At 65.3% G+C, this 18,596-nt stretch carries 21 protein-coding genes; 6 read left to right on the top strand and 15 right to left on the bottom strand.

Annotated elements, in window-relative coordinates; all coding sequences use genetic code 11:
• Positions 1–90: 90 nt before the first annotated feature.
• From AC07OK_RS12265 to AC07OK_RS12255, 3 genes are all read left to right on the top strand, one after another.
• Positions 91–1,119, top strand: coding sequence for an NADP-dependent oxidoreductase (locus AC07OK_RS12265; RefSeq protein WP_494690564.1), 1,029 nt, complete (start codon positions 91–93; stop codon positions 1,117–1,119).
• 106 nt (positions 1,120–1,225) lie between these two features.
• Positions 1,226–1,669, top strand: coding sequence for a TIGR01841 family phasin (gene phaP / locus AC07OK_RS12260; RefSeq protein ID WP_494690563.1), 444 nt, complete (start codon positions 1,226–1,228; stop codon positions 1,667–1,669).
• Positions 1,670–1,788: 119 nt separating this feature from the next.
• On the top strand, positions 1,789–2,151 hold the full coding sequence (locus AC07OK_RS12255) for a KGG domain-containing protein (protein WP_494690562.1): 363 nt from the start codon (positions 1,789–1,791) through the stop codon (positions 2,149–2,151).
• A 48-nt stretch (positions 2,152–2,199) separates the two neighbouring features.
• Here the strand turns inward: AC07OK_RS12255 and AC07OK_RS12250 are convergent, their stop codons facing one another.
• Positions 2,200–3,024, bottom strand: a complete 825-nt coding sequence (locus AC07OK_RS12250; RefSeq protein ID WP_494690561.1) for an inositol monophosphatase family protein — start codon at positions 3,022–3,024, stop codon at positions 2,200–2,202.
• A gap of 97 nt (positions 3,025–3,121) precedes the next feature.
• On the opposite strand from AC07OK_RS12250, the gene AC07OK_RS12245 reads away from it, so the two are divergent.
• Positions 3,122–3,919: a helix-turn-helix domain-containing protein gene (locus tag AC07OK_RS12245; RefSeq protein ID WP_494690560.1), complete on the top strand. Its 798-nt coding sequence runs from the start codon at positions 3,122–3,124 to the stop codon at positions 3,917–3,919.
• On the opposite strand, the gene AC07OK_RS12240 is transcribed toward AC07OK_RS12245, so the two are convergent.
• The 4 genes from AC07OK_RS12240 to modA are packed head-to-tail and all read right to left on the bottom strand — an operon-like array spanning position 3,920 to position 6,865.
• The gene (locus AC07OK_RS12240) at positions 3,920–4,732 is read right to left on the bottom strand and encodes a TOBE domain-containing protein (RefSeq protein ID WP_494690559.1); all 813 of its coding nucleotides are present in this window, start codon (positions 4,730–4,732) and stop codon (positions 3,920–3,922) included.
• Positions 4,722–5,423 (bottom strand): ABC transporter ATP-binding protein, encoded by a 702-nt coding sequence (locus AC07OK_RS12235; RefSeq protein ID WP_494690558.1) that lies wholly within the window; start codon positions 5,421–5,423, stop codon positions 4,722–4,724. Before AC07OK_RS12235 ends, AC07OK_RS12240 begins: the two co-directional genes overlap by 11 nt.
• A 2-nt stretch (positions 5,424–5,425) precedes the next feature.
• Positions 5,426–6,112: a molybdate ABC transporter permease subunit gene (modB, locus tag AC07OK_RS12230; protein WP_494690557.1), complete on the bottom strand. Its 687-nt coding sequence runs from the start codon at positions 6,110–6,112 to the stop codon at positions 5,426–5,428.
• Between the two features lie 3 nt (positions 6,113–6,115).
• Positions 6,116–6,865, bottom strand: coding sequence for a molybdate ABC transporter substrate-binding protein (gene modA / locus AC07OK_RS12225; protein WP_494690556.1), 750 nt, complete (start codon positions 6,863–6,865; stop codon positions 6,116–6,118).
• A 168-nt stretch (positions 6,866–7,033) separates the two neighbouring features.
• Here modA and AC07OK_RS12220 point away from each other — a divergent pair, with 168 nt between their 5' ends.
• Complete coding sequence (locus AC07OK_RS12220) at positions 7,034–7,927, top strand: TIGR02285 family protein (protein WP_494690555.1); 894 nt, start codon at positions 7,034–7,036, stop codon at positions 7,925–7,927.
• Positions 7,928–7,974: 47 nt separating this feature from the next.
• Positions 7,975–8,493, top strand: coding sequence for a M48 family metallopeptidase (locus AC07OK_RS12215; RefSeq protein WP_217943900.1), 519 nt, complete (start codon positions 7,975–7,977; stop codon positions 8,491–8,493).
• Here AC07OK_RS12215 and AC07OK_RS12210 read toward each other — a convergent pair.
• From AC07OK_RS12210 to AC07OK_RS12165, 10 genes are all read right to left on the bottom strand, one after another.
• Complete coding sequence (locus AC07OK_RS12210; protein ID WP_494690554.1) at positions 8,444–9,349, bottom strand: sigma-70 family RNA polymerase sigma factor; 906 nt, start codon at positions 9,347–9,349, stop codon at positions 8,444–8,446. The genes AC07OK_RS12215 and AC07OK_RS12210 overlap by 50 nt on opposite strands.
• 32 nt (positions 9,350–9,381) lie before the next feature.
• Positions 9,382–9,675, bottom strand: a complete 294-nt coding sequence (locus AC07OK_RS12205) for a putative quinol monooxygenase (protein WP_494690553.1) — start codon at positions 9,673–9,675, stop codon at positions 9,382–9,384.
• A 102-nt stretch (positions 9,676–9,777) separates the two neighbouring features.
• A complete protein-coding gene (locus AC07OK_RS12200) occupies positions 9,778–10,386 on the bottom strand; it encodes a substrate-binding periplasmic protein (RefSeq protein ID WP_494690552.1) in 609 nt (202 codons plus the stop codon).
• Between the two features lie 23 nt (positions 10,387–10,409).
• A complete protein-coding gene (locus AC07OK_RS12195) occupies positions 10,410–10,946 on the bottom strand; it encodes an LOG family protein (RefSeq protein ID WP_494690551.1) in 537 nt (178 codons plus the stop codon).
• A complete protein-coding gene (locus AC07OK_RS12190; protein WP_494690550.1) occupies positions 10,946–11,728 on the bottom strand; it encodes a hypothetical protein in 783 nt (260 codons plus the stop codon). The genes AC07OK_RS12195 and AC07OK_RS12190 overlap by 1 nt, the downstream gene beginning before the upstream one ends.
• 16 nt (positions 11,729–11,744) lie before the next feature.
• On the bottom strand, positions 11,745–12,410 hold the full coding sequence (locus AC07OK_RS12185) for a TetR/AcrR family transcriptional regulator (protein ID WP_008446927.1): 666 nt from the start codon (positions 12,408–12,410) through the stop codon (positions 11,745–11,747).
• A 122-nt stretch (positions 12,411–12,532) separates the two neighbouring features.
• The gene (locus AC07OK_RS12180) at positions 12,533–12,820 is read right to left on the bottom strand and encodes a phasin family protein (protein WP_494690549.1); all 288 of its coding nucleotides are present in this window, start codon (positions 12,818–12,820) and stop codon (positions 12,533–12,535) included.
• A 63-nt stretch (positions 12,821–12,883) separates the two neighbouring features.
• A complete protein-coding gene (locus AC07OK_RS12175; protein WP_494690548.1) occupies positions 12,884–13,627 on the bottom strand; it encodes a substrate-binding periplasmic protein in 744 nt (247 codons plus the stop codon).
• 73 nt (positions 13,628–13,700) lie between these two features.
• Entirely contained in the window at positions 13,701–14,930 is a 1,230-nt protein-coding gene (locus AC07OK_RS12170; protein WP_494690547.1) for a DUF1444 domain-containing protein, read from the bottom strand.
• On the bottom strand, positions 14,927–18,586 hold the full coding sequence (locus tag AC07OK_RS12165) for an EAL domain-containing protein (protein WP_494690546.1): 3,660 nt from the start codon (positions 18,584–18,586) through the stop codon (positions 14,927–14,929). The genes AC07OK_RS12170 and AC07OK_RS12165 overlap by 4 nt, the downstream gene beginning before the upstream one ends.
• Positions 18,587–18,596 lie beyond the last annotated feature (10 nt).

Genomic DNA, 18,596 nt, shown 5'->3' with positions numbered 1-18,596 from the left:
TGTCGCACGGCTGGGCGCAGACCGTAAAAATAGCACGATCGTTCAATTTGCGGTATATTCATCGTCACACTCCACTTTGAGGATACAAAAATGACTATCAACGAGACAAATCTTCAATTCCGCCTGGCGGCCCGTCCGGTCGGCATGGTCAAGGACAGCGACTGGCAGCAAGTCAGCGAACCGGTGCGCGAGCCGGCCGACGGCGAAGTCGTGGTCAAAGTGCTGTACCTGTCGCTCGATCCGGCCATGCGCGGCTGGATGAACGAAGGCAAATCCTACATCCCGCCGGTCGGCATCGGCGAGGTGATGCGCGCCGGCGGCGTCGGCGTGGTGGTGGCGTCGAAATCGCCCGACTTCGCGGTCGGCGACCATGTGCAGGGCGGCACCGGCGTGCAGCGCTACTGGGTCGGCCCGGCCGGCGACAAGCGCCACGGCTTCCGCAAGGTCGACGCCAAGCTGGCGCCGTTGCCCACCTACCTCAACACACTGGGCATGCCCGGCATGACGGCCTACTTCGGCCTGATCGAATCGGGCCAGCCCAAGGCCGGCGAGACGGTGGTGGTGTCGGGCGCGGCCGGCGCGGTCGGCCAGACCGTCGGCCAGGTGGCCAAGCAGCTGGGCTGCCGCGTGGTCGGCATCGCCGGCGGCAAGGACAAGTGCGATTTCGTGGTCAATCAACTGGGCTTCGACGCCTGCATCGACTACAAGGGCGGCTCGGTCAAGGACGGCCTGAAGGAACACTGCCCGAACGGCGTCGACGTTTACTTCGACAACGTCGGCGGCGACATCCTCGACACCGTGCTGACCCGCATCAACATGAAGGCGCGCATCGTCATCTGCGGCGCCATCTCGCAGTACAACAACACCACGCCCGTCAAAGGCCCGGCCAACTACATGTCATTGCTGGTGAACCGCGCGCGCATGGAAGGCATCGTCGTGTTCGACTACGCCGAGCGCTACCACCTGGGCATCGCCGCGCTGGGCCAGTGGATGAAGGAAGGCAAGGTCAAGAGCAAGGAAGACATCGTGCAAGGCCTGGAGCACTTCCCGCAAGCACTGAACATGCTGTTCGAAGGGAAGAACTTCGGCAAGCTGGTGCTGCAAGTGGCCGCCGAATAAATTCGGGGAACTTTATTAGCGTTGGCCGCGTCTATCCTTCGGCTGCACACACCGCCGGGCCGCAAGCCCGGCGTTTTTCATTGAAGGACCACGACGAGGACGCATCATGTTCCCCCAAACCATCCCACCCGCGATCAAATCGCACATCGACATCCTGATCACGCTGACCACCGACATGACCCAGCGCACGCTGGAAGCCCTGCAAAGCCTGAGCGAACTGAACATGCAGCTGAACCGCGACCTGATCACCGAGTTCGGCGCCAACACCCAACGGGTGATGGCCAGCAAGGACGCGGCGCAACTGGGTGCCGCCGTCGGCGCCCAGCTGACGCCAGGCTGGGGCGCGCTGCAAAACTACCAGCAACATTTGGTCGAGATCCTCAGCCGTGCCAATTCCAGCCTGGCGCAAACCGCCGCCACCCACATGCCGGCCGTACGCCGCGCCGCCACCGACGTCGCCGAGGAAATCATGCACCAGGCCTCGGAACAGACCGCGCGCACCGCCGAGCAGATGTCCAAATACCAGATGGCCAGCGAACTGCGCCATTAATCGCCTTCTTTATGGAACTTTCGTCAACGTTGAATCTCTAACCATGCAGAGCAGCCGGCTTCAGGGCTGGCGGCTCGGGGAACCCTGACGACATTTCATAACACTCATGAGGAGGTCTTATGGCCAGTAATTCAGGTAACGATCAAACCAAGCCGAAAGGCACGGCCAAACGCGGCTTTGCGGCAATGGACGAAGCAACCCAACGCGCCATTGCCAGCAAGGGCGGACAGGCGGCCCACCAAAAAGGCACGGCCCATGAATTCGATTCGGAAGAAGCGCGCCGGGCCGGCCAGAAAGGCGGCGAGGCGGTCAGCCGCGACCGCGAACACATGGCGCAGATCGGCCGCAAAGGTGGGGAAAGCCGGCAGTCCGCGGCCCGCGCCAACGCCGAGAAAAACGCCGCCAACGGCACGCGCGGCGCCGCGTCCGAACAATCTTCCAAGGGAGGCAGCCAGCAAGGCGGCAAAGTCGCCGAGCGCTAAACCAAATGGCGCGACGGCAGGCAGGCGGGCGCGGCGGCGCCCTTCCGCCTAGGCCTCCAGCGCTTGCTGCAAGCGCAGCAGCATGGAGGCATGGGCACCGGGCGCCGCGGCGGCCATGCTGAGCGCACCCAGGCCGTAGGGTTTGCCATCGACCTGGGTCGTCTGGCCGCCGGCCTCGCGCACCAGCAGCGCGCCGCCGATGCAATGGAAGCCGTCATCGCCGAATTGCCAGTAGCCGTCGAGGCGGCCGCATGCGACATAAGCCAGTTGCAGCGAGCTCGCGCCCGGGCTGCGCACCGCCGCCACGTCGGGCAACATGACGCTCAGCGCGGCGCCGGCCTGGCGCACCGCGCGCCGGTCGCGGCCGGCAAACGGCGGCTGGCTGGTGGCGACGATGCCCTGGTAATGGCTGGCGCGGCCGTTCACGCGGATGCGCTCGCCGTTGCGATAGGCGCCGTGGCCCCAGACCGCATGGAACAGCTCGTCATGCACGGCGTCGAAGATGGCGCAGAATACCGGCACGCCCTCGCGCATCAGCGTCAGTGACATGGACCAGCTCGGTATCGCGCGCAGGAACTGCGCCGCGCCGTCGATGGCGTCGCAAATCCAGTACTCGCCGCGTTCGGCCAGGGCGGCCGTTTCCGCATCCTCGGCCACGGTGTCGCCCAGCTCGTCCTCCAGCCAGCCGATGGCGGGATAGCGCCGGCCCAGGGCCCGCTTCAGCCCGGCGTTGGCGGCGCCGGCTATGCGCCGGAACGCCGTCATCATCTCGTCCACTTCCATCAGCGGCTCATGGCGCCAAAAGGTTGCGCACAGACCGGCGCCAGCCTCGCGCAGCAGCGCCAGCACTTCTTCCGTATCGATTGCAGTCATGCCGATTCCTTGCTATAAACTAAAGTCCTAGATTGCCAGAGAACTCAACTCCTGACTAACTGGCGACAGACAAGTAATATCGCAATCGGGCCAAAATATGGGTAGCAACTACTATGGCGACAAGCGGCTGACGGACGAGATGCCGATCATGGTGGCCGCGCAGCACGCCGACCACGCCACCAGCAACATCAAGCATGCGCATCACCACCCGGAAGGCCAGCTCTACATTCCGCTGCAAGGCGTGATCGTGGTCGAGGCCGGCGACGTGCGGCAAGTGCTGCCGCGCGGCCGGCTGGGCTGGATACCGCCGAACATGCCGCACGGCGCCACCGCCTACGCCAGCACCTTCAAGCCGGGCCTGGCCGGCTACACCATCCATCTGGCGCCCTCGCTGTGCGCCGAGCTGCCGCCGCGATCGCGGGTGATGCGCATGTCGCCGCTGGCGGCGTCGCTGTTGGAGCGCATGGTCGCCTGGCCCGGCGGCATGCCGGCCGACGCCGCCGGACGGCGGCTGATGACGGTGTTCCTGGACGAAGTCCGCGCGGCCGACGAAGAGCCGCTGCACCTGACCATGCCCAGCCATCCGCGCCTGCAGGCGATGGCGGCGGCGATCGCCGACAATCCGGCCGACGAGACCGACCTCGACGAATGGGCCGCCAAACTGGGCTGGTCGCGCCGCAGCCTGACGCGCCACTTCCGCCACCAGACCGGCATGTCGCTGGTCGAGTGGCGCCAGGTGGCGCGGCTGCAAAAGGGCATGGAGTTGCTGAACAGCGGCGCCTCGGTGACGACGGTGGCGCTCAGCCTGGGTTACGACAGCGTCAGCAGCTTCATCGCGCTGTTCCGCCGCATCCTGGGCGTCACGCCGGCGCGCTTCGCCCAGTTCGATACGTGATCAGGCCGGCGTGCCGAGGATGACGCTGGAGGCCTTGAAGATGGCGGTGGCGGCCATGCCGACCTCCAGCGCCAGCGTTTCGCCGCTGTCGCGGGTGACGATGGCGGCGATCGCGCCGCCGCCCGGCAGCTCGATGCTGACCTCGGTGTTGACGGCGCCCACCTGCACCCGCGTGATCTTGCCGCTCAGGCGGTTGCGCGCGGAGAATTTGGCCCCGCCCATGTCCGTCACCACGATCACCGCCGAGGCCTTGATCAGCGCGAAGGCTTCGGCGCCGATGACCAGGCTCAGGCTGTCGCAACTGTCGCGCGTGATGGTGGCGACGATGTGCTCGCCGCCGACGATTTCCAGCGTCACCTCGTCGTTCACCGCGCCCTCCTTCAACGCCACCACTATGCCGCTGAACTGATTGCGCGCGCTGGTCTTCATCTTCATCCTTTGTAACAGCAAAAAATCGTCGGCCAGCGCGTGCGACTGGCTGCTCAGATGCGCCACGAACTTGCGGTGCTCCTCGTCGATTTTACGGAAATTCTGCACCAGCTGCGCGCCGCGCGTGGTCAGCCGTGTGCCGCCGCCGCCCTTGCCGCCCGCCACGCGTTCCAGCAGCGGCTCGCCGGCCAGGTTGTTCATCGCCTCGATGGCGTCCCATGCGCCCTTGTAGCTCATGCCGACCACCTTGGCCGCGGCCGTGATCGAGCCCTGTTCGGCGATGGCCGCCAGCAGCGCCATCCGGTCCTGCCCGCCCAGCTTCTGGCCGCCGACGGTCAGCCATACATTGCCCTGCAATGCCATTGCGTGTTCTTCAGGCTTCATCGCGCTCCACTAGCTCCAGGTCCTTGACGTCGGCCATGCTACCATTTTCCATGCGCAGCACATGCTCGCCGAAAGCGCGCACATCCTCGGGATCATGGGTGATCAGTATCATCGGAATGTCGAGGCGGCGTTGCAGCGCGTCCAATTCGGCGCGCATGCGCTCGCGCAGGCCGGGGTCGAGCGCGGCGAACGGCTCGTCCAGCAGCAACGCCGCCGGCTCCGGCGCCAGCGCGCGCGCCAGCGCCACCCGCTGCCGCTGGCCGCCGGACAGTTGATGCGGAAACTGCTGCGCCACATGCTCCAGCTCGAACGCCTGCAGCCAGTAGCGGACCGCCGCGCCATCCACGCCGGCCAGCGGATTGCGCCAGCCGCGCTGCAAGCCGAAGGCGATGTTCTGCCGCACATTCAGATGCGGGAACAGCGCGTAATCCTGGAACAGATAGGCCAGCTGCCGCCGCTGCGCCGGCAGGTCGATACCGTTGCCGCTGTCGAACAGGCTGCGGCCGGCCACCTCGATGTGGCCGCTGTCTGGCGTCATCAATCCGGCCACCGCCTTCAGCAGCAAGCTCTTGCCCGCGCCCGACGGGCCGTAGACGACGATGCGCCGGCTGTCCGACGCCAGCCGCGCGCGCAACTCGAACGTGCGCGCGCCGGAACGCAGGGTCTTGGCGATGTCGATATTGATTTGCATGGTCAGGCCTGCGGATTGCGGTTGGGCGTCAGTTTGTTCGCCGCGATCAGCACCACGATGCAGACCACGGAAGTGATGATCACCAGCAGGTTGGCGCTGTCGTCCTGTCCGGCCTGCACGGCTTCGTACACGGCGATCGACAGCGTCTGCGTCTTGCCGGGGATGCTGCCGGCCACCATCAGCGTCGCGCCGAACTCGCCCATCGAGCGCGCGAACGCCAGCAAGGTGCCGCCCAGCACGCCGCGCCAGGCCAGCGGCAAGGTCACGCGCAGGAACACGCCGAACGGCGCTATGCCCAGCACCCTGGCGGCCTGCTCCAGCTGCGTGTCGACCGTTTCAAACGCCGCCCGCGCGCCCTTGAGCACCAGCGGAAACGCCACCACGGCCGCCGCGATCACCGCCGCCTGCCAGGTGAAAATCAGGTTGATGCCGAACGCCTGCTGCAACCACGCGCCGAGCACGCCGTGGCGGCCGATCAGCACCAGCAGGTAATAGCCGAGCACGGTGGGCGGCATCACCATCGGCAAGGTCAGCAGCGCATCCAGCAGCTCGCGCCCCGGAAAGCGCTTGCGCGCCAGCAGATAGCCCAGCGCCACGCCGAACACCAGGTCCACCAAGGTCGCCCAGCACGCCACCTTCAGCGACAGTCGCAGCGCGATCCAGGCCGGCTCGGCGAGCAGCACGTCCACCGCTTACGGACGGCCGAAACCGTACTTGGCCAAAATCGCCTGGCCGCTGGACGAGCGCACGTAATCGGCGAACTGCTGGCCGGCGGCGGCCTGCGGGCCGGCCGCGATCACCGCGATCGGGTAGCTGACCGGGGTTTCGGTCGCCACCGTGGCGACCACCTTGACCTTGTCCTTCATCACGGCGGCGTCGGTGGCGTAGACGAAGCCGGCATCGACTTCGCCGCGCGCCACGTAATCCAGGCTCTGGCGCACCGAGGCGCCGAAGATGGCCTTGGGCTCGACGGCGGCCCACAGCCTGGCCTGCTCCAGCGCGTGTCTGGTGTAGCGGCCCACCGGCACGCTGGCCGGGTTGCCCATCGTCACGCGGGTGACGGCGGCCTGCTGCAAGTCGGCGATGCCCTTGATCGGCAAGCTGGCGCTCAGTGGCGTGATCAGCACCAGGCTGTTGCTGGCGAAATTCTTGCGGCTGCCGGCGGCCAGCAACTTCAGGCTGTCGGCCTTGTCCATCGCATCCTGGTCGGCGGAGGCGAACACGTCGACCGGCGCGCCCTTGGCGATCTGCTGCACCAGCGGATCGGAGGCGGCGAAATTGAACAGCACCTTGTCGCCCGCATGCTCTTTCTCGTAGGCGGCGCCGATTTCCTTGAACGCATTGGTCAGGCTGGCCGCGGCCGACACCGTGATATCGGTCGCCGACGCCGACGCGCCCGCCGCCGCCAACACCAGCGCCACCCCAAGTTTCAATGCATGCATCGTTTTTTCCTTTAAGTAATAGAATCGCAATAAACCCGATTATATAGCGATACAGGGGATGCTGCGCTATGCAGAAATGACTATACGGACTATGGTGACGGCAGCGGCGAACTCGGTTACTGTTACAGCCATCGAAGCTGCTTCACTGCCAACGCGTGGAGGCCTGACGTGCGGTGCACATTTCGGAGTTCCCGTATTGCCGGGCTGCTGGCCGCCGGGCTGCTACTGGCCGGCCCGGCACGGGCCGGCGACAGCATGACCTGGCTGATGCCGGACTTCCCGCCCATCGGCATCCCGGTCCACGGCCAACCAACCGACGGCATGGCCGACCAGCTGGTCAAATACATCGTCGCCAGGTGGCCGGAAGCGCGCCACCGCTTCCTGTACGCCAACCCCAACCGCGTCTGGTCCATGCTCGCCTCGGGCGAACAGGTGTGCTTTACCGGCGCCTTGCGCACGCCGGAACGCGAACGGTTTGCCTATTTTCGCAATACCTACCTGCTGCCGCCGCCACAACTGATCATCCGGCCCGAGGTGCTGGCCGCCATCACGCTCAATGCCAGGGGCGAGGCCGAGCCGGGCCCCTTGATGAACAACGCCGCCTTGCACGGCCTGGTGATCGAAAAACGGGCGTATGGCCATGCCGTCGATACGCTGCTGGCGCGGCCCGTCGCCAGTCCCAATATCAAGCGCCTGGCCGCCAGCAACTACGGCAAGACCATCTTCACGATGATGACGTTGAATCGCGGCGACTACACGATCGACTACGATTTCGTCCTGGCCCATGCGGCGTCGACGGACACCCAGCTGGCCAGGCTCAAGGCGATCCCGCTGGCCGGCGCCGATGCCTTGATCGTCGGCGGCATCGCCTGTCCGCGCACGGCATGGGGCCGGGCCACCGTCGAGAAAATCGACGCCCTGCTGGCCTCGCACGAAGGCTCGTCGGTCTTGCTGCAGGCGCAGGCGCGCTGGATCAGCAAGGCATCCGCGCTGCGCTATGACGAGCCGATGAAGGAGTTTTTCCGGCGCCTGGAAACGCCGCAAAAATACGACCAGCCGTGATGGCGTGTGGTACATTCACGCCTCGATTCCTTCCAGCCGTGCCCAACATGTCCTCCCTGAAGTACCTCAGCGCCTATTCCGAGCAAACCCAGCAGCAAGTATCGCAACTCCTGGCCCAGAACCGCCTGGGCGAAGTGCTGCTCAAACGCTACAGCAAGGCGCACGAGCTGCGCACCGACAAGGCACTCTACCAGTATGTGCAAGATTTGAAAAATGAACATTTGCGCAACGCCGAGCCGATCAACAAGGTCGAGTACGACAACAAGATCCACGTCATCAATCACGCGCTGGGCCTGCACACGTCCATCTCACGGGTTCAGGGCGGCAAGCTGAAAGCCAAGCACGAAATCCGCGTGGCGACCCTGTTCAAGGAAGTGCCGATTGAATTCCTGCGCATGATAGCCGTGCACGAGCTGGCGCACATCAAAGAGAAGCAGCACGACAAAGCCTTCTACAAGCTGTGCACCTACATGGAACCGAATTATCACCAGTATGAATTCGACTTGCGCCTGTACCTCACGGAACTTGAGGCGTCGGGCAAGCGCCTGTGGAGCCAGGCGGCGTAAGCAGCGGCCGTATCTCCACCCCGTCCATCGCGTAACGGGCATACAGGAAGTCGCGGATGCCGACGACCTGGCCAGCGGCAAATTCAAGCGCCACGAAATACGCTGGCGCATCGAGCGACACCTCGCGATCGAACACCAGCATCGCGGCGCGCCCCTCCACCAGGGCCGCCGCAAACGCCCATCGCACGGCGGCCGCGTAGGCGCCGTAGTAGTCGCCGACCTCGCTCTTGCCGTTGCGGCGCAGCTTGCTCACCAGCTCAAGTCGGACGTCTTCGGCCAGCATCGCGCGCACGCTGTCGAAATCGCCGGCCTTGAAGCCGTCCACATAGGCAGTCAGGCGGGCGCCGAGCGCAGCATCGAAACCGGGCAAGGCCGGCTCGGCGGGTTCGCCCGCCACCGCGCGCAGCCGTTCACGCCCCCGCTGCAAGGCCGATTTGACGGCCGCTTCGCTGGCGCCGGTGATCGCCGCCGCCTCGCCCAGCGAGTGGCCCAGCACATCCTTCAAGATCACCGCGCTGCGCTGCAAGGCCGGCAGCCGCATGAAGCTGCGCAGGCAGGTCGCGGCAATCTCGGGGTCGGGCGCATCGGGGGACGCCAATGAGGCAAGCGCATCTTCCTCCTCCATCGGCGGCACGCGCGCACGCTGCCGCAGAAAATCGAGCGCGGCGTTGTGGGCGATCCGGTACAGCCAAGCCTGGGGATGATCCAGCCCGCCAAACGATGCGCGCGCCGCGCATGCCTTCGCCAGCGCTTCCTGGACGATGTCTTCGCCGTCGATCACCGATCCGCTCATGCGGGCGCAATAGCGGTGCAGCCTGGGCCGCATCTCGCCGAGCAGTTCTTCAAATTCCGGCATGGCATCGTCCTTGGTGAATGATATCGGGCTGTTCAGGGTTTGGCCGCGTGGACCACGTCGCCCATGATGGCTTCGATCGTCGCCAGCGCGGCAAGTTTCGGATAGTAGGCCACCATGCGCGGATCGGTTTGCATCGCCTTCACCGCAGCGGCGTCCCGCCATTGGGAATGAATGACGATACGGGTCCCGTCCGCGGTCGCGATCAGGTTGGTGGCGATCCAGCCGTCCAGCGTGCGGATCACGGTGTGTATATTGTCCCGCAACATGTCCAGCACTTTGCGCTGGTTGGCAGGATCGACGGTCAGGGGTAGGATCAGGGTAGTCATGGTTCACCTCGGCTTGGGTGGGCCCGCCTATCGGGCCCATACTCTGTAAGACGATGAAGCACAATAAAACGGATCGGTCCCGGAAAAATAATTTCTCCGGTCTTAGCGCATCCAGTCGTGCAGGCCGTAGGTCTTCATGATGCGCTCCAGTTGGCCGGACTCATGCAGCCTGACGATGCCTTCATCGAACTCCCTGGCCAGCACCCTGGACTCCGCCAGCGCCGGCGACAGTGCGAAATAGGAATAGCTGACCGGCGCGCAGCCGGCCTGGCGCAGCCGGACATCGGCATGCCTGGCCATGGTGTAGCTGACCAGGTTCTCATCTTCGACAAAGCTGTCCAGGCGGTCCAGCAGCAGCTTGCGCGCCAAGCGGTAGGTCAGGTCCTCGCCGTAGTTGACCTCGAATGCCGCCGCTTTTTGCGCGACGGCCTGGTCGATTTCCTTGCCATAGCTGTAACCCTGGACGATGCCCACCCGCTGCCCCGCCAGCGAGGCGGCGTTCTTGTAGAGCCAATGGCTGTCCGGCGCCGTGTAAAAACAGTAGCGGTTGCGCGAGATCGGCGTGGCGGGATAGATGAAGTCCGGCGCCTCGTCCTTGTAGGTCGGCGAGGCGGCGGTGTAGCGGCCGGTGCGCACGCCGAGCAGCGCGCACGCCATCGTGGTCGTCGCGGCGAACAATACACGGTTGCGCGATGGGGACAGGAACATCATCCGAACCGCCCCGGACGCCAGGGCTAGGCCTTCAGCAATTGCAGCAAGGCCTGGGGTTCCGGCGCGGACATCATCAGCGCCGCGTGCTGCGGACGGATGAAGCCCTGCGCGCTGGCGTGCGCGATGAAGCCGGTCAAGCCGTCATAGAAGCCGTCCACATTCAGCAGCCCGATCGGCTTGGCGTGGATGCCCAGCTGCGACCAGGTCAGCATTTCAAACAGTTCCTCCAGCGTGCCCATGCCGCCCGGCATGGCGATGAAGCCGTCGGCCAGCTCGGCCATCATGGCTTTGCGCTCGTGCATGTCCTTGACGATGAACTGGCGCGTCAGGCCGGTATGGCCCACTTCCCGCTCGACCAGCGCGGTCGGGATCACGCCCGTTACCTCGCCGCCCATGCGCAGCACTTCGTCGGCGATGATGCCCATCAGGCCGACATTGCCGCCGCCGTAGACCAGCGACAGGTTGTCCGCCACCAGGGCCCGGCCCAAGGCGCGGGCCGCCTCGGCATACACAGGACTCACACCGGCGTTGGCGCCGCAATACACGCAAATAGCTTTCACTACTGTTTTTCCTCTTCCAGTTCTCGTTTGGCCGCGTCCGCATCGAGCCGTTCCATCGCATCGTGGATGGCGCCGCGGGCGGCTTCCTCACACAGGCTGATCGCTTCGGCCTGCTTCCTTTTACCTTCCAACATGATCATCGCGCGCGCATAGCGGACCTTGGCGATCGCCGAGTCCGGCGTCAGCGCCAGCGCGGCCTGAAACTGTTTATAACATTCTTCCTTTTTCACGCCGTAGGTCAGGCCGCCGATCATGGCGCCCACCTTGTCGAGGATCTCGGCGTGGTAGACGCCCAGCGCGATGTGGGCGTCGGAGCGCAGCGGTTGCAGGCGGATCGCCTTGTCCAGGCTGTTGCGCACCTTGGCGCCCAAACCCTGCGCCAGCGCCTTGACCACCGAGATCCCCTGCGAATACTGGCCCAGCGCATACGCATGCCAGTAGTAGCCGGACGAATTATTCGGTTGCTCCAGCTGCTGCCGCTCGCAGCGCTCGGCCACGCATTCGAAGGTGGCCAGCTTCTTTTGCGGACTGCGCTCCAGGTAATGGGTGTAGATGCAGATGGCCTTGTGCGCCACCGAGTAGCCGTTCACGCCGACGTCCAGGCCCAGCCGCGCGGCGCGCTCGAACTCGCCGGCATGGAAGGCGATCCAGGCCTGCACCAGCAGCGGGTTGGCCGGGAACGGCTCCTGGTCGCCGCCATGCAGCAACGGCCAGGCCGCCTCCAGGCTGGCCGGCGTGTACTGGTACGCGGGATCAGGGTACGGAAAGGGGTTCCACGCCATGGCAGTCTCCGTCGGCTTACTTGAGCTTCTTCAGGTATTCTTCGGACAGTTTCTGGAACAGCAAACTGGTTTCGTTGCGCAGGTAGGGACCGATCTGCGACAACACCTGGTAGCAGCCGCGCGCCAGCGCGTCGGCCATCGATTGCTGCTCGCTGTATTTGCGCGGGTTGCGCACGTATTCGTAGGACAGCCAATAGGTCGCCACCACCACCATATTGGTGGCCATGGCGTCGATGGCGGTGTCGGAGGCTTCCAGCGATTTTTCGCTGCGCAGGTCTTCGCACAGCTGCTTGGCGACCTTGATCTTGTGCGCCAGGATCTGCTTGAAGTGCAGCTCCAGCTTGCGGTTGCGCGACAGCAGGTCGTTGAGGTCGCGGTAGAAGAAGCGGTAGCGCCAGATCAGTTCGAACATCAGGTGCAGGTACAGCCACACGTCCTCGATGTTCGAGCGGCGGCCGTTGGGCACGGTCAGGATGCGCTCGATCTCGGCCTCGAACTGGACGAAGATCGAGTTGACGATGTCGTCCTTGTTGCGGAAATGGTAGTACAGATTCCCCGGCGAGATATTCATCTCTTCGGCGATCACCGTGGTGGTGATGTTGGGTTCGCCGAACTCATTAAACAAGCGCAGCGACAGTTCGAGTATGCGTTCGCGGGTACGGCGGGGTGCTTTTTGTAGCATAGCAAGGAAACCTCTGTTTATTCTCCTGCAAGCATAACACCGATGAGACTATCTTAGAAACATCCGTGCGTGCTTTTACGCGCACATGCCGCCCAGATGCCGCAAGATGCGGCCAAACCGGGCTAACGCCGGCTATTCTTCAGTTTTTCCGCCGCGCGCAGCGCCGCCACCTGCAAGGTCAGCTCGTCGATGCGCCGGTGCAGCGCGGCCACTTCGCCGGCGGTCGGCACGCCGATCGAGCTCAGCGCGCGCAGCACACGCTCCTCGAACAGCTGCATGGAGAAGAACTTGCCCTCCTCTTCCTGCGCCTTGGCGAAGGCGCTCAGGCCGGCCTGCCAGATCTCCTGCGAGGACATGCGTACCACGTCAGCGGTTTGCTGGTCTTCATTGCGCTTCAACTTCTTTGCCATGTGAACTTCCCAAGTGTGCATTGCCGAGCTTCGATTGTAGTCGGCAAAACTAGAGCACGTTTTCTAATGCTCGGGAGGCGCGGCCAGCCACTTGCGCTGGATTTTCAGCAGGCTGCCGTCCCGCTTGAGCTCGCGCAGCGCGCCGGCCCAGGCCTCGACCAGCTCTTGCGGCGTGCCGTTGGAAAAGGCGAAATACACCTCGGCCGTGCCCAGCCGCAGCGCCACCTCGATCTCGTCCGGATGGTGGCCGGCGCGCTCCATGGCGCCCGGCATCAGTTCCTCGCCGTCGAACCACAGCTCGAAGCGTCCGCTCATCAGCATCTTGGCGGCGATTTCGGAGGTATTGGTTTCGTCGGTGACATTGAAGCCCAGCCCGCGCGCCATGTTGGCGAAGATGCTGCCGCGGCGCGCGCCGGCGTGCGACTTGTACAGCCCGGGATCGCGCCGCTGCAGCTCGGCCAGCCGTCCCTTGACCACGTAGGCCACCAGGCGCGAGGTGAAGATCGGACCGACGAACTGCATCTGCCGCTCGCGCTCCGGGGTGCGCACCACCGTCAGCAGCATGACGTTGGGGACGGCTTCGGCCAAGGTCTGGGCGCGCGCCCACGGCACGATGTCGATCGCGTCGTGCCGGCCCAGTTTTTCCTGGATGCGGCGCACCAGCTCGACCGCCAGGCCGGCCGGCTGGCCGCTGTCGGTGTAGCTGATCGGCTTGCTGTCCATGCCGTAGATCTTCAGCGCAGGCCCGTCCGGCGCGGCGGACGCCATGCCGGCGACCAGCAGCAATATGGACAAACTAGACATCATGCGCATCTTCTACCTCGAACTCGACCTTCACAAGCTCGATAGTAAGCCAGATCTTGCTGACAGGCCATGCCGATCAGAATTCGCGCGCCGTCAGCGCGTCGAACTGGTCCTGGCTGGGGAAGTTGCGCAGGCGGTAGCGGGCCGGGTAGCCCTCCACGCTGTGCGTCAGCTCCTGGATGCTGGCGCGCAGGTCGTCCCAGGCTACCAGCTTGGGGGCGCCGGCGCCGTGTTCGCGGCCATCGTCCGGCCGCACCAGCGCCACCAGGTCCACCTCCGGCAGCAGCGTGTCGACGCCCTCGGTCCAGACCCCATAGCTGATCAGGTGTCCGCCCTCCTTCTTCTGCACCAGCTGGCAGGTGGCGACGAAGATGTCGACCTCGTTCTGCTCGTTGGCTTTGTCCAGCAGCTGCTTTTGCGAGGCGTAATCGTCGGCCAGGTAGATTTTTTTCAGTTGCGCCAACTCGGCCTGCACTTCCGCGTCCGCCGGCAGGTAGGCCACCGCCTTGCCCTGCTCGAAGCGGTACATCAGCGCGGAAATGCTGCGGCCCTCCTCGCTGGCGTAGCTGCGCGACAAGGCCAGCATGGCCAGCTGCGCCGCGCTGTCGTTGGACGAGGCCACCAGCAGCCGGTTGCGGGTCGGGATCATGACCACCGGATCGCCGCCCACCTCCAGCCGGAAAAACAGGTCGGCCAGCAGGATGCGCGAGGCTTCGTACGAATCGTCCCAGGCCGCCAGCAGCAGGCCGGGCGCCACCCGCACGAAGTTGGCCACCGTCATGTCGCGCAGGTTGTCGAGCGCGGCCGACAGCGCCACGTCGAAGGACACGCCCCAGTCCGACAGCGCGGTGTGCGACAGGGTCTGGATCGAATGCGGACTGTCGTAGGCGAGCATCAGCACGCTGTCCGCGCTGAACGGCGCCGAGCCTTGCTTGAACGGCTGCGACGCGCGCTGGTCGGCCTGCATCAAGCGCATGTACTCGAGCATGGAGCGCCCGCGCAGCACCGGGCGCAGGCCGGCGCGCGCCTCGGCAAAGGTGGCCGGCATGGCCGGCGCCTGCATGCTGCGGATGTAGTGGGCCAACACCTCGGGCCGCTGCCTGCGCTGGGCGTCGCAGTAATCGCGGTAGGCATTGTGCAGGTTGTAGATCTCGGTACCGCCGCTGCCGCCGACCAGGCGGAATTCGCTGGCGTCATAGCTGAGCGGCCCCGCGTGGCCGCTGTCGGCGAAAGCCTTCAGCGCAAGTCGGGCAAATTTCTCTTCGGTTGGTGTGGACGTGAAAAAATCGAGCAGGCCCAAACTCACTCCTTGATGTCTTCGGTGACCGGCTGCACCGGCAGCGCCGGCGCGTGGCCACCGTGCACCTGCGCATGCAGGCGGAAGCCTTCGCGGATGTTCTCGCGCAGCACCGCGCCCTTCCACGGCTTGGTGTAGAAGCGGTCGATGGCGCCGTGGTTGATGGCGGCCATGATCGGCGTCAGGTCGGCATAGGCCGACAGCATGATGCGGAAGGTGTCCGGCGCCAGGTTCTTGACGCGCTCCATGAACTCGGTGCCGCTCATCAAGGGCATGCACTGGTCGCACAGGATCACCTGCACCCGGTTCTGGGCCAGGATGTCGAAGCCCTCGGCCGCGGTCTGCGCGGTCAGGATGCGGTAGCCGTCCTGCGACAGGAAGTCGGTCAGCACGTCGAGCATGAAGGCGTCGTCGTCGACGATCAGCAGGGTCTGCTGTTCGACCACGTTCTCATCGGCCGGCGCCTGCAGGAAGCGGCCTTCGCGCAACATCGTTTCAAAGTCGTCTTCCGGCAGCGGACGGCTGAAGTAATAACCTTGCATCTCGTCGCAGCCGTGGCGGCGCAGGTAGGCCAGTTGCGCATCCTTCTCCACGCCCTCGGCGATCACTTCCAGCTTCATGCTGTGCGCCATGTTGATGATGGCCAGCACGATGGCGGCGTCGTCCGGGTTGCTGGTCACTTCGCGCACGAAGGCGATGTCGATCTTCAGCTTGTCGATCGGGAAACGCTTCAGGTAGGCCAGCGAGGAATAGCCGGTGCCGAAATCGTCGATCGAGATCTGGATGCCGAGCGCCTTCAGGTTCTGCAACACGGTGATGGTCTCTTCCGCGTTGGACATCAGCGAGCTTTCGGTCAGCTCCAGCTCCAGCAGTTCGGGCGCGATGTCGTGCTCCTTGATCGCCTTCAGCACCTCTTCCTCCAGGCCGCCGACGAAGAACTGGATGCCCGAGACGTTGACCGACAGGTGCACCGCGCCCACGCCCGACCGGCCCCATTCGGCGATCTTGCGGCAGGCTTCGTTGAGCACCCAGGTGCCGACCCGCACGATCAGCCCGGTCTCTTCCAGGATGGGAATGAACAGCGCCGGCGACACCATGCCGTGGCCCGGCCGTTTCCAACGTATCAGCGCCTCGGCGCCGCTGATGCGGCCGGTGCCGATGTGGACCTTGGGCTGGAAGTGCAGCACGAATTCCTCGTTGTCGATGGCCCGCCGCAGCGCGTTCTCCAGGTCCAGCCGCGCCAGCGATTGCGCGTTCATCTCCGAGGTGAAGAAGCGGAACGCGTCGCGCCCGGCTTCCTTGGCGCGGTACATGGCGGTGTCGGCGTACTGGATCAGCGTGTCGGGATCGGCGCCGTCGTCCGGGTAGACCGAGATGCCGATGCTGGCCGTGACCGTCACTTCATGGCCCTTGAGGTCGAACGGCCGGCGCATCGATTCGCGGATCTTGTCGACCACGGCGATGGCGTTCTGCGCGCCCTCGGGCAGCATCAGGATGGCGGCGAATTCGTCGCCGCCGAAGCGGCCGATGGTGTCGCGCACCCGCAGGCAGTCGACCAGCCGGCTGGAGAACTGCCGCAGCAGCTCGTCGCCGATGGTGTGGCCCAGGGTGTCGTTGACGTTCTTGAAGCGGTCGACGTCGAGGAACAGCACCGCCAGCGACCACTTGTGATCGTTGGCCTGGCGCAGCGAGTGGCTCAGCGAATCGTAGAACTGGCTGCGGTTGGGCAGGCCGGTCAGCGTGTCGAAGTGGGCCAGCTTGAGCAGGCGCTGCTCGGCCTCCTTGCGCTCGGTGATGTCGCGCGCCACCGCCACCAGTATCCAGCTGGGGCCGGAACGCAAGGTGCGCCGCTGCACTTCCACCGACAGCGGCGAGCCGTCCTTGCGGTACAGCAGCAGCTCGGTCATGGCGCCGCTCTGGTCGCCGGCCAGCAGCTTGTCGTACAGCTCTTCCAGGCGGTTCAGCTCGCCCTCGATGGACTTGTTGGGGCCGACCTTGAGGAAGTCCTCGCGCTCGTAGCCCAGCATGCGGCAGGCGGTGACGTTGACGTCGACAAAGCACATGCCGGCGCGGTCGACCAGGAAGATGGCGTCGGCGGTGGCGTCCATCGCCAGCCGGAAGCGGCGCAGGTCTTCGTCGAGGCGGATGCGGGCGTTCATGTCCAGCGTCAGCTGGGCGTGGTGGCGCTTGATTTCGTCGTACAGCAGCAGGTTTTCGTAGGCCACCGAAATCTGCGCGGCCACCGTGGCGGCCACGCGCTCGTCGACTTCGGAAAAGCCGTCGGCGCCCAGCTTGTCGACCAGGTACAGCCAGCCGTGGATGCGCTCGCGCGAGGCGATCGGCACGCCGAGGAAGGAATGCACCGGCGGATGGCTGGGCGGCAGGCCGATGTTGGCAGGGTCGCCGCTCAGGTCGTTGATGCGGCAGGCCTGGCGCTGTTCCAGCAGGCCGCGCAGCACGCCGGCGCGCGGCGCCAAGGCGATCTGCCGGGCCGGCACGCCGGCGCCGCAGCTGGCGAAGTACGCCAGCTCGGCCGCGCCCGGCTCCAGCACGCCGATGCAGGCGTACTTGGAGACGCAGATATTCTGCGCCACCCGGCAGCCGATCTCCACCAGCGCGCCGGGATCGCGCTCGGCGCCCAGCTCGATGCCCAGCTCGATCAGCGCGGTCAGCCGCAGGCTCACCGCCTGCAGGCTGGAGAGCGAACTGGTGAGCCGCTGCGTCATGCGGGTCAGGTTTTCCGGCGCCGCCTCGTCGGTCTCGTGGGCGAACTTGGACAGCAGCTGGCTGCTCGACTCCAGCTCGCCCAGGTATTCGGCCACCTTGTCGTCGATGTTGTGGAAGCGCCCTTCCTGCGGCGGCTCCGGCGTGAACGACGGCATCTGCTCGTCCTCGGCCACTGCGGCCAGGCCCAGCGCCTCGTGCACGGTGCGCAGGATCACCTCCGGATCGGACGGCTTGGGCAGCACCCAGCGCACGCCGCAGGACTGCGCCACCGCCATCGCCTCGCGCTCGCGGTAGGTGGCGGTGTAGAAGATCACCGGCACGTCGGCCGTCTGCGGATCGCTGTGCAGGCGGGTGACGAACTCGTAGCCGTCCATGTTCGGCATCAGGATGTCGGAGATCACCAGGTCGGGCTTTTCGGCGCGCACCATGGTCAGGCCCTCGGCGCCGTTGGCCGCCTCCAGCAGCCGGTGGCCGCCGTAGCCCAGCAGGGTCATCAGGAATTCGCGGTTCAGTACGTGGTCGTCGACGATCAGGATGGTGGCGACGTCGTTTTTAACCGGGGTCGACACTTCCCCGCCTAAGAAAGACTCGATTTGCTTGACGAAGCTGTCCGGCTCGACCGGCTTGCCGATGTAGCCGTCAAAGCCGGCCTCCAGCAGTTTCTCGCGGTCGCCGGCCATCGCCAGCGCCGTCACCGCCAGGGTCGGGATGTGCTGGAGCGCGGGATCGGACTTGAGCGCGGCCACCACGCCGTAGCCGTCCAGCTTGGGCAGGTGGACGTCGCAGATGATCAGGTCCGGCACTTCCCGCCGCGCCGCGGCGACGCCGGCTTCGCCATCGCTGGCCGACAAGGGCACATAGCCAAAGGCGCGCAACAGATACACCATCAACTCCATGTTGGTGGCATTGTCTTCTATGATCAGGATACGTGCCGACACGTTGAGCTCT

The organism is Duganella sp. GW821-FHT07G03 (assembly GCF_059418605.1).
The sequence above is the reverse complement of the archived record's forward strand: the minus strand, read 5'-3'. Positions and strand labels throughout refer to the sequence as shown.

What these genes read in the sequence shown, in the direction of transcription:
- AC07OK_RS12265 (WP_494690564.1), top strand. Translation starts at nt 91, where the DNA reads ATGACTATCAACGAGACAAATCTTCAATTCCGCCTGGCGGCCCGTCCG.
- phaP (WP_494690563.1), top strand. Translation starts at nt 1,226, where the DNA reads ATGTTCCCCCAAACCATCCCACCCGCGATCAAATCGCACATCGACATC.
- AC07OK_RS12255 (WP_494690562.1), top strand. Translation starts at nt 1,789, where the DNA reads ATGGCCAGTAATTCAGGTAACGATCAAACCAAGCCGAAAGGCACGGCC.
- AC07OK_RS12250 (WP_494690561.1), bottom strand. Translation starts at nt 3,024, where the DNA reads ATGACTGCAATCGATACGGAAGAAGTGCTGGCGCTGCTGCGCGAGGCT.
- AC07OK_RS12245 (WP_494690560.1), top strand. Translation starts at nt 3,122, where the DNA reads ATGGGTAGCAACTACTATGGCGACAAGCGGCTGACGGACGAGATGCCG.
- AC07OK_RS12240 (WP_494690559.1), bottom strand. Translation starts at nt 4,732, where the DNA reads ATGAAGCCTGAAGAACACGCAATGGCATTGCAGGGCAATGTATGGCTG.
- AC07OK_RS12235 (WP_494690558.1), bottom strand. Translation starts at nt 5,423, where the DNA reads ATGCAAATCAATATCGACATCGCCAAGACCCTGCGTTCCGGCGCGCGC.
- modA (WP_494690556.1), bottom strand. Translation starts at nt 6,865, where the DNA reads ATGCATGCATTGAAACTTGGGGTGGCGCTGGTGTTGGCGGCGGCGGGC.
- AC07OK_RS12215 (WP_217943900.1), top strand. Translation starts at nt 7,975, where the DNA reads ATGTCCTCCCTGAAGTACCTCAGCGCCTATTCCGAGCAAACCCAGCAG.
- AC07OK_RS12210 (WP_494690554.1), bottom strand. Translation starts at nt 9,349, where the DNA reads ATGCCGGAATTTGAAGAACTGCTCGGCGAGATGCGGCCCAGGCTGCAC.
- AC07OK_RS12205 (WP_494690553.1), bottom strand. Translation starts at nt 9,675, where the DNA reads ATGACTACCCTGATCCTACCCCTGACCGTCGATCCTGCCAACCAGCGC.
- AC07OK_RS12200 (WP_494690552.1), bottom strand. Translation starts at nt 10,386, where the DNA reads ATGATGTTCCTGTCCCCATCGCGCAACCGTGTATTGTTCGCCGCGACG.
- AC07OK_RS12190 (WP_494690550.1), bottom strand. Translation starts at nt 11,728, where the DNA reads ATGGCGTGGAACCCCTTTCCGTACCCTGATCCCGCGTACCAGTACACG.
- AC07OK_RS12185 (WP_008446927.1), bottom strand. Translation starts at nt 12,410, where the DNA reads ATGCTACAAAAAGCACCCCGCCGTACCCGCGAACGCATACTCGAACTG.
- AC07OK_RS12180 (WP_494690549.1), bottom strand. Translation starts at nt 12,820, where the DNA reads ATGGCAAAGAAGTTGAAGCGCAATGAAGACCAGCAAACCGCTGACGTG.
- AC07OK_RS12175 (WP_494690548.1), bottom strand. Translation starts at nt 13,627, where the DNA reads ATGATGTCTAGTTTGTCCATATTGCTGCTGGTCGCCGGCATGGCGTCC.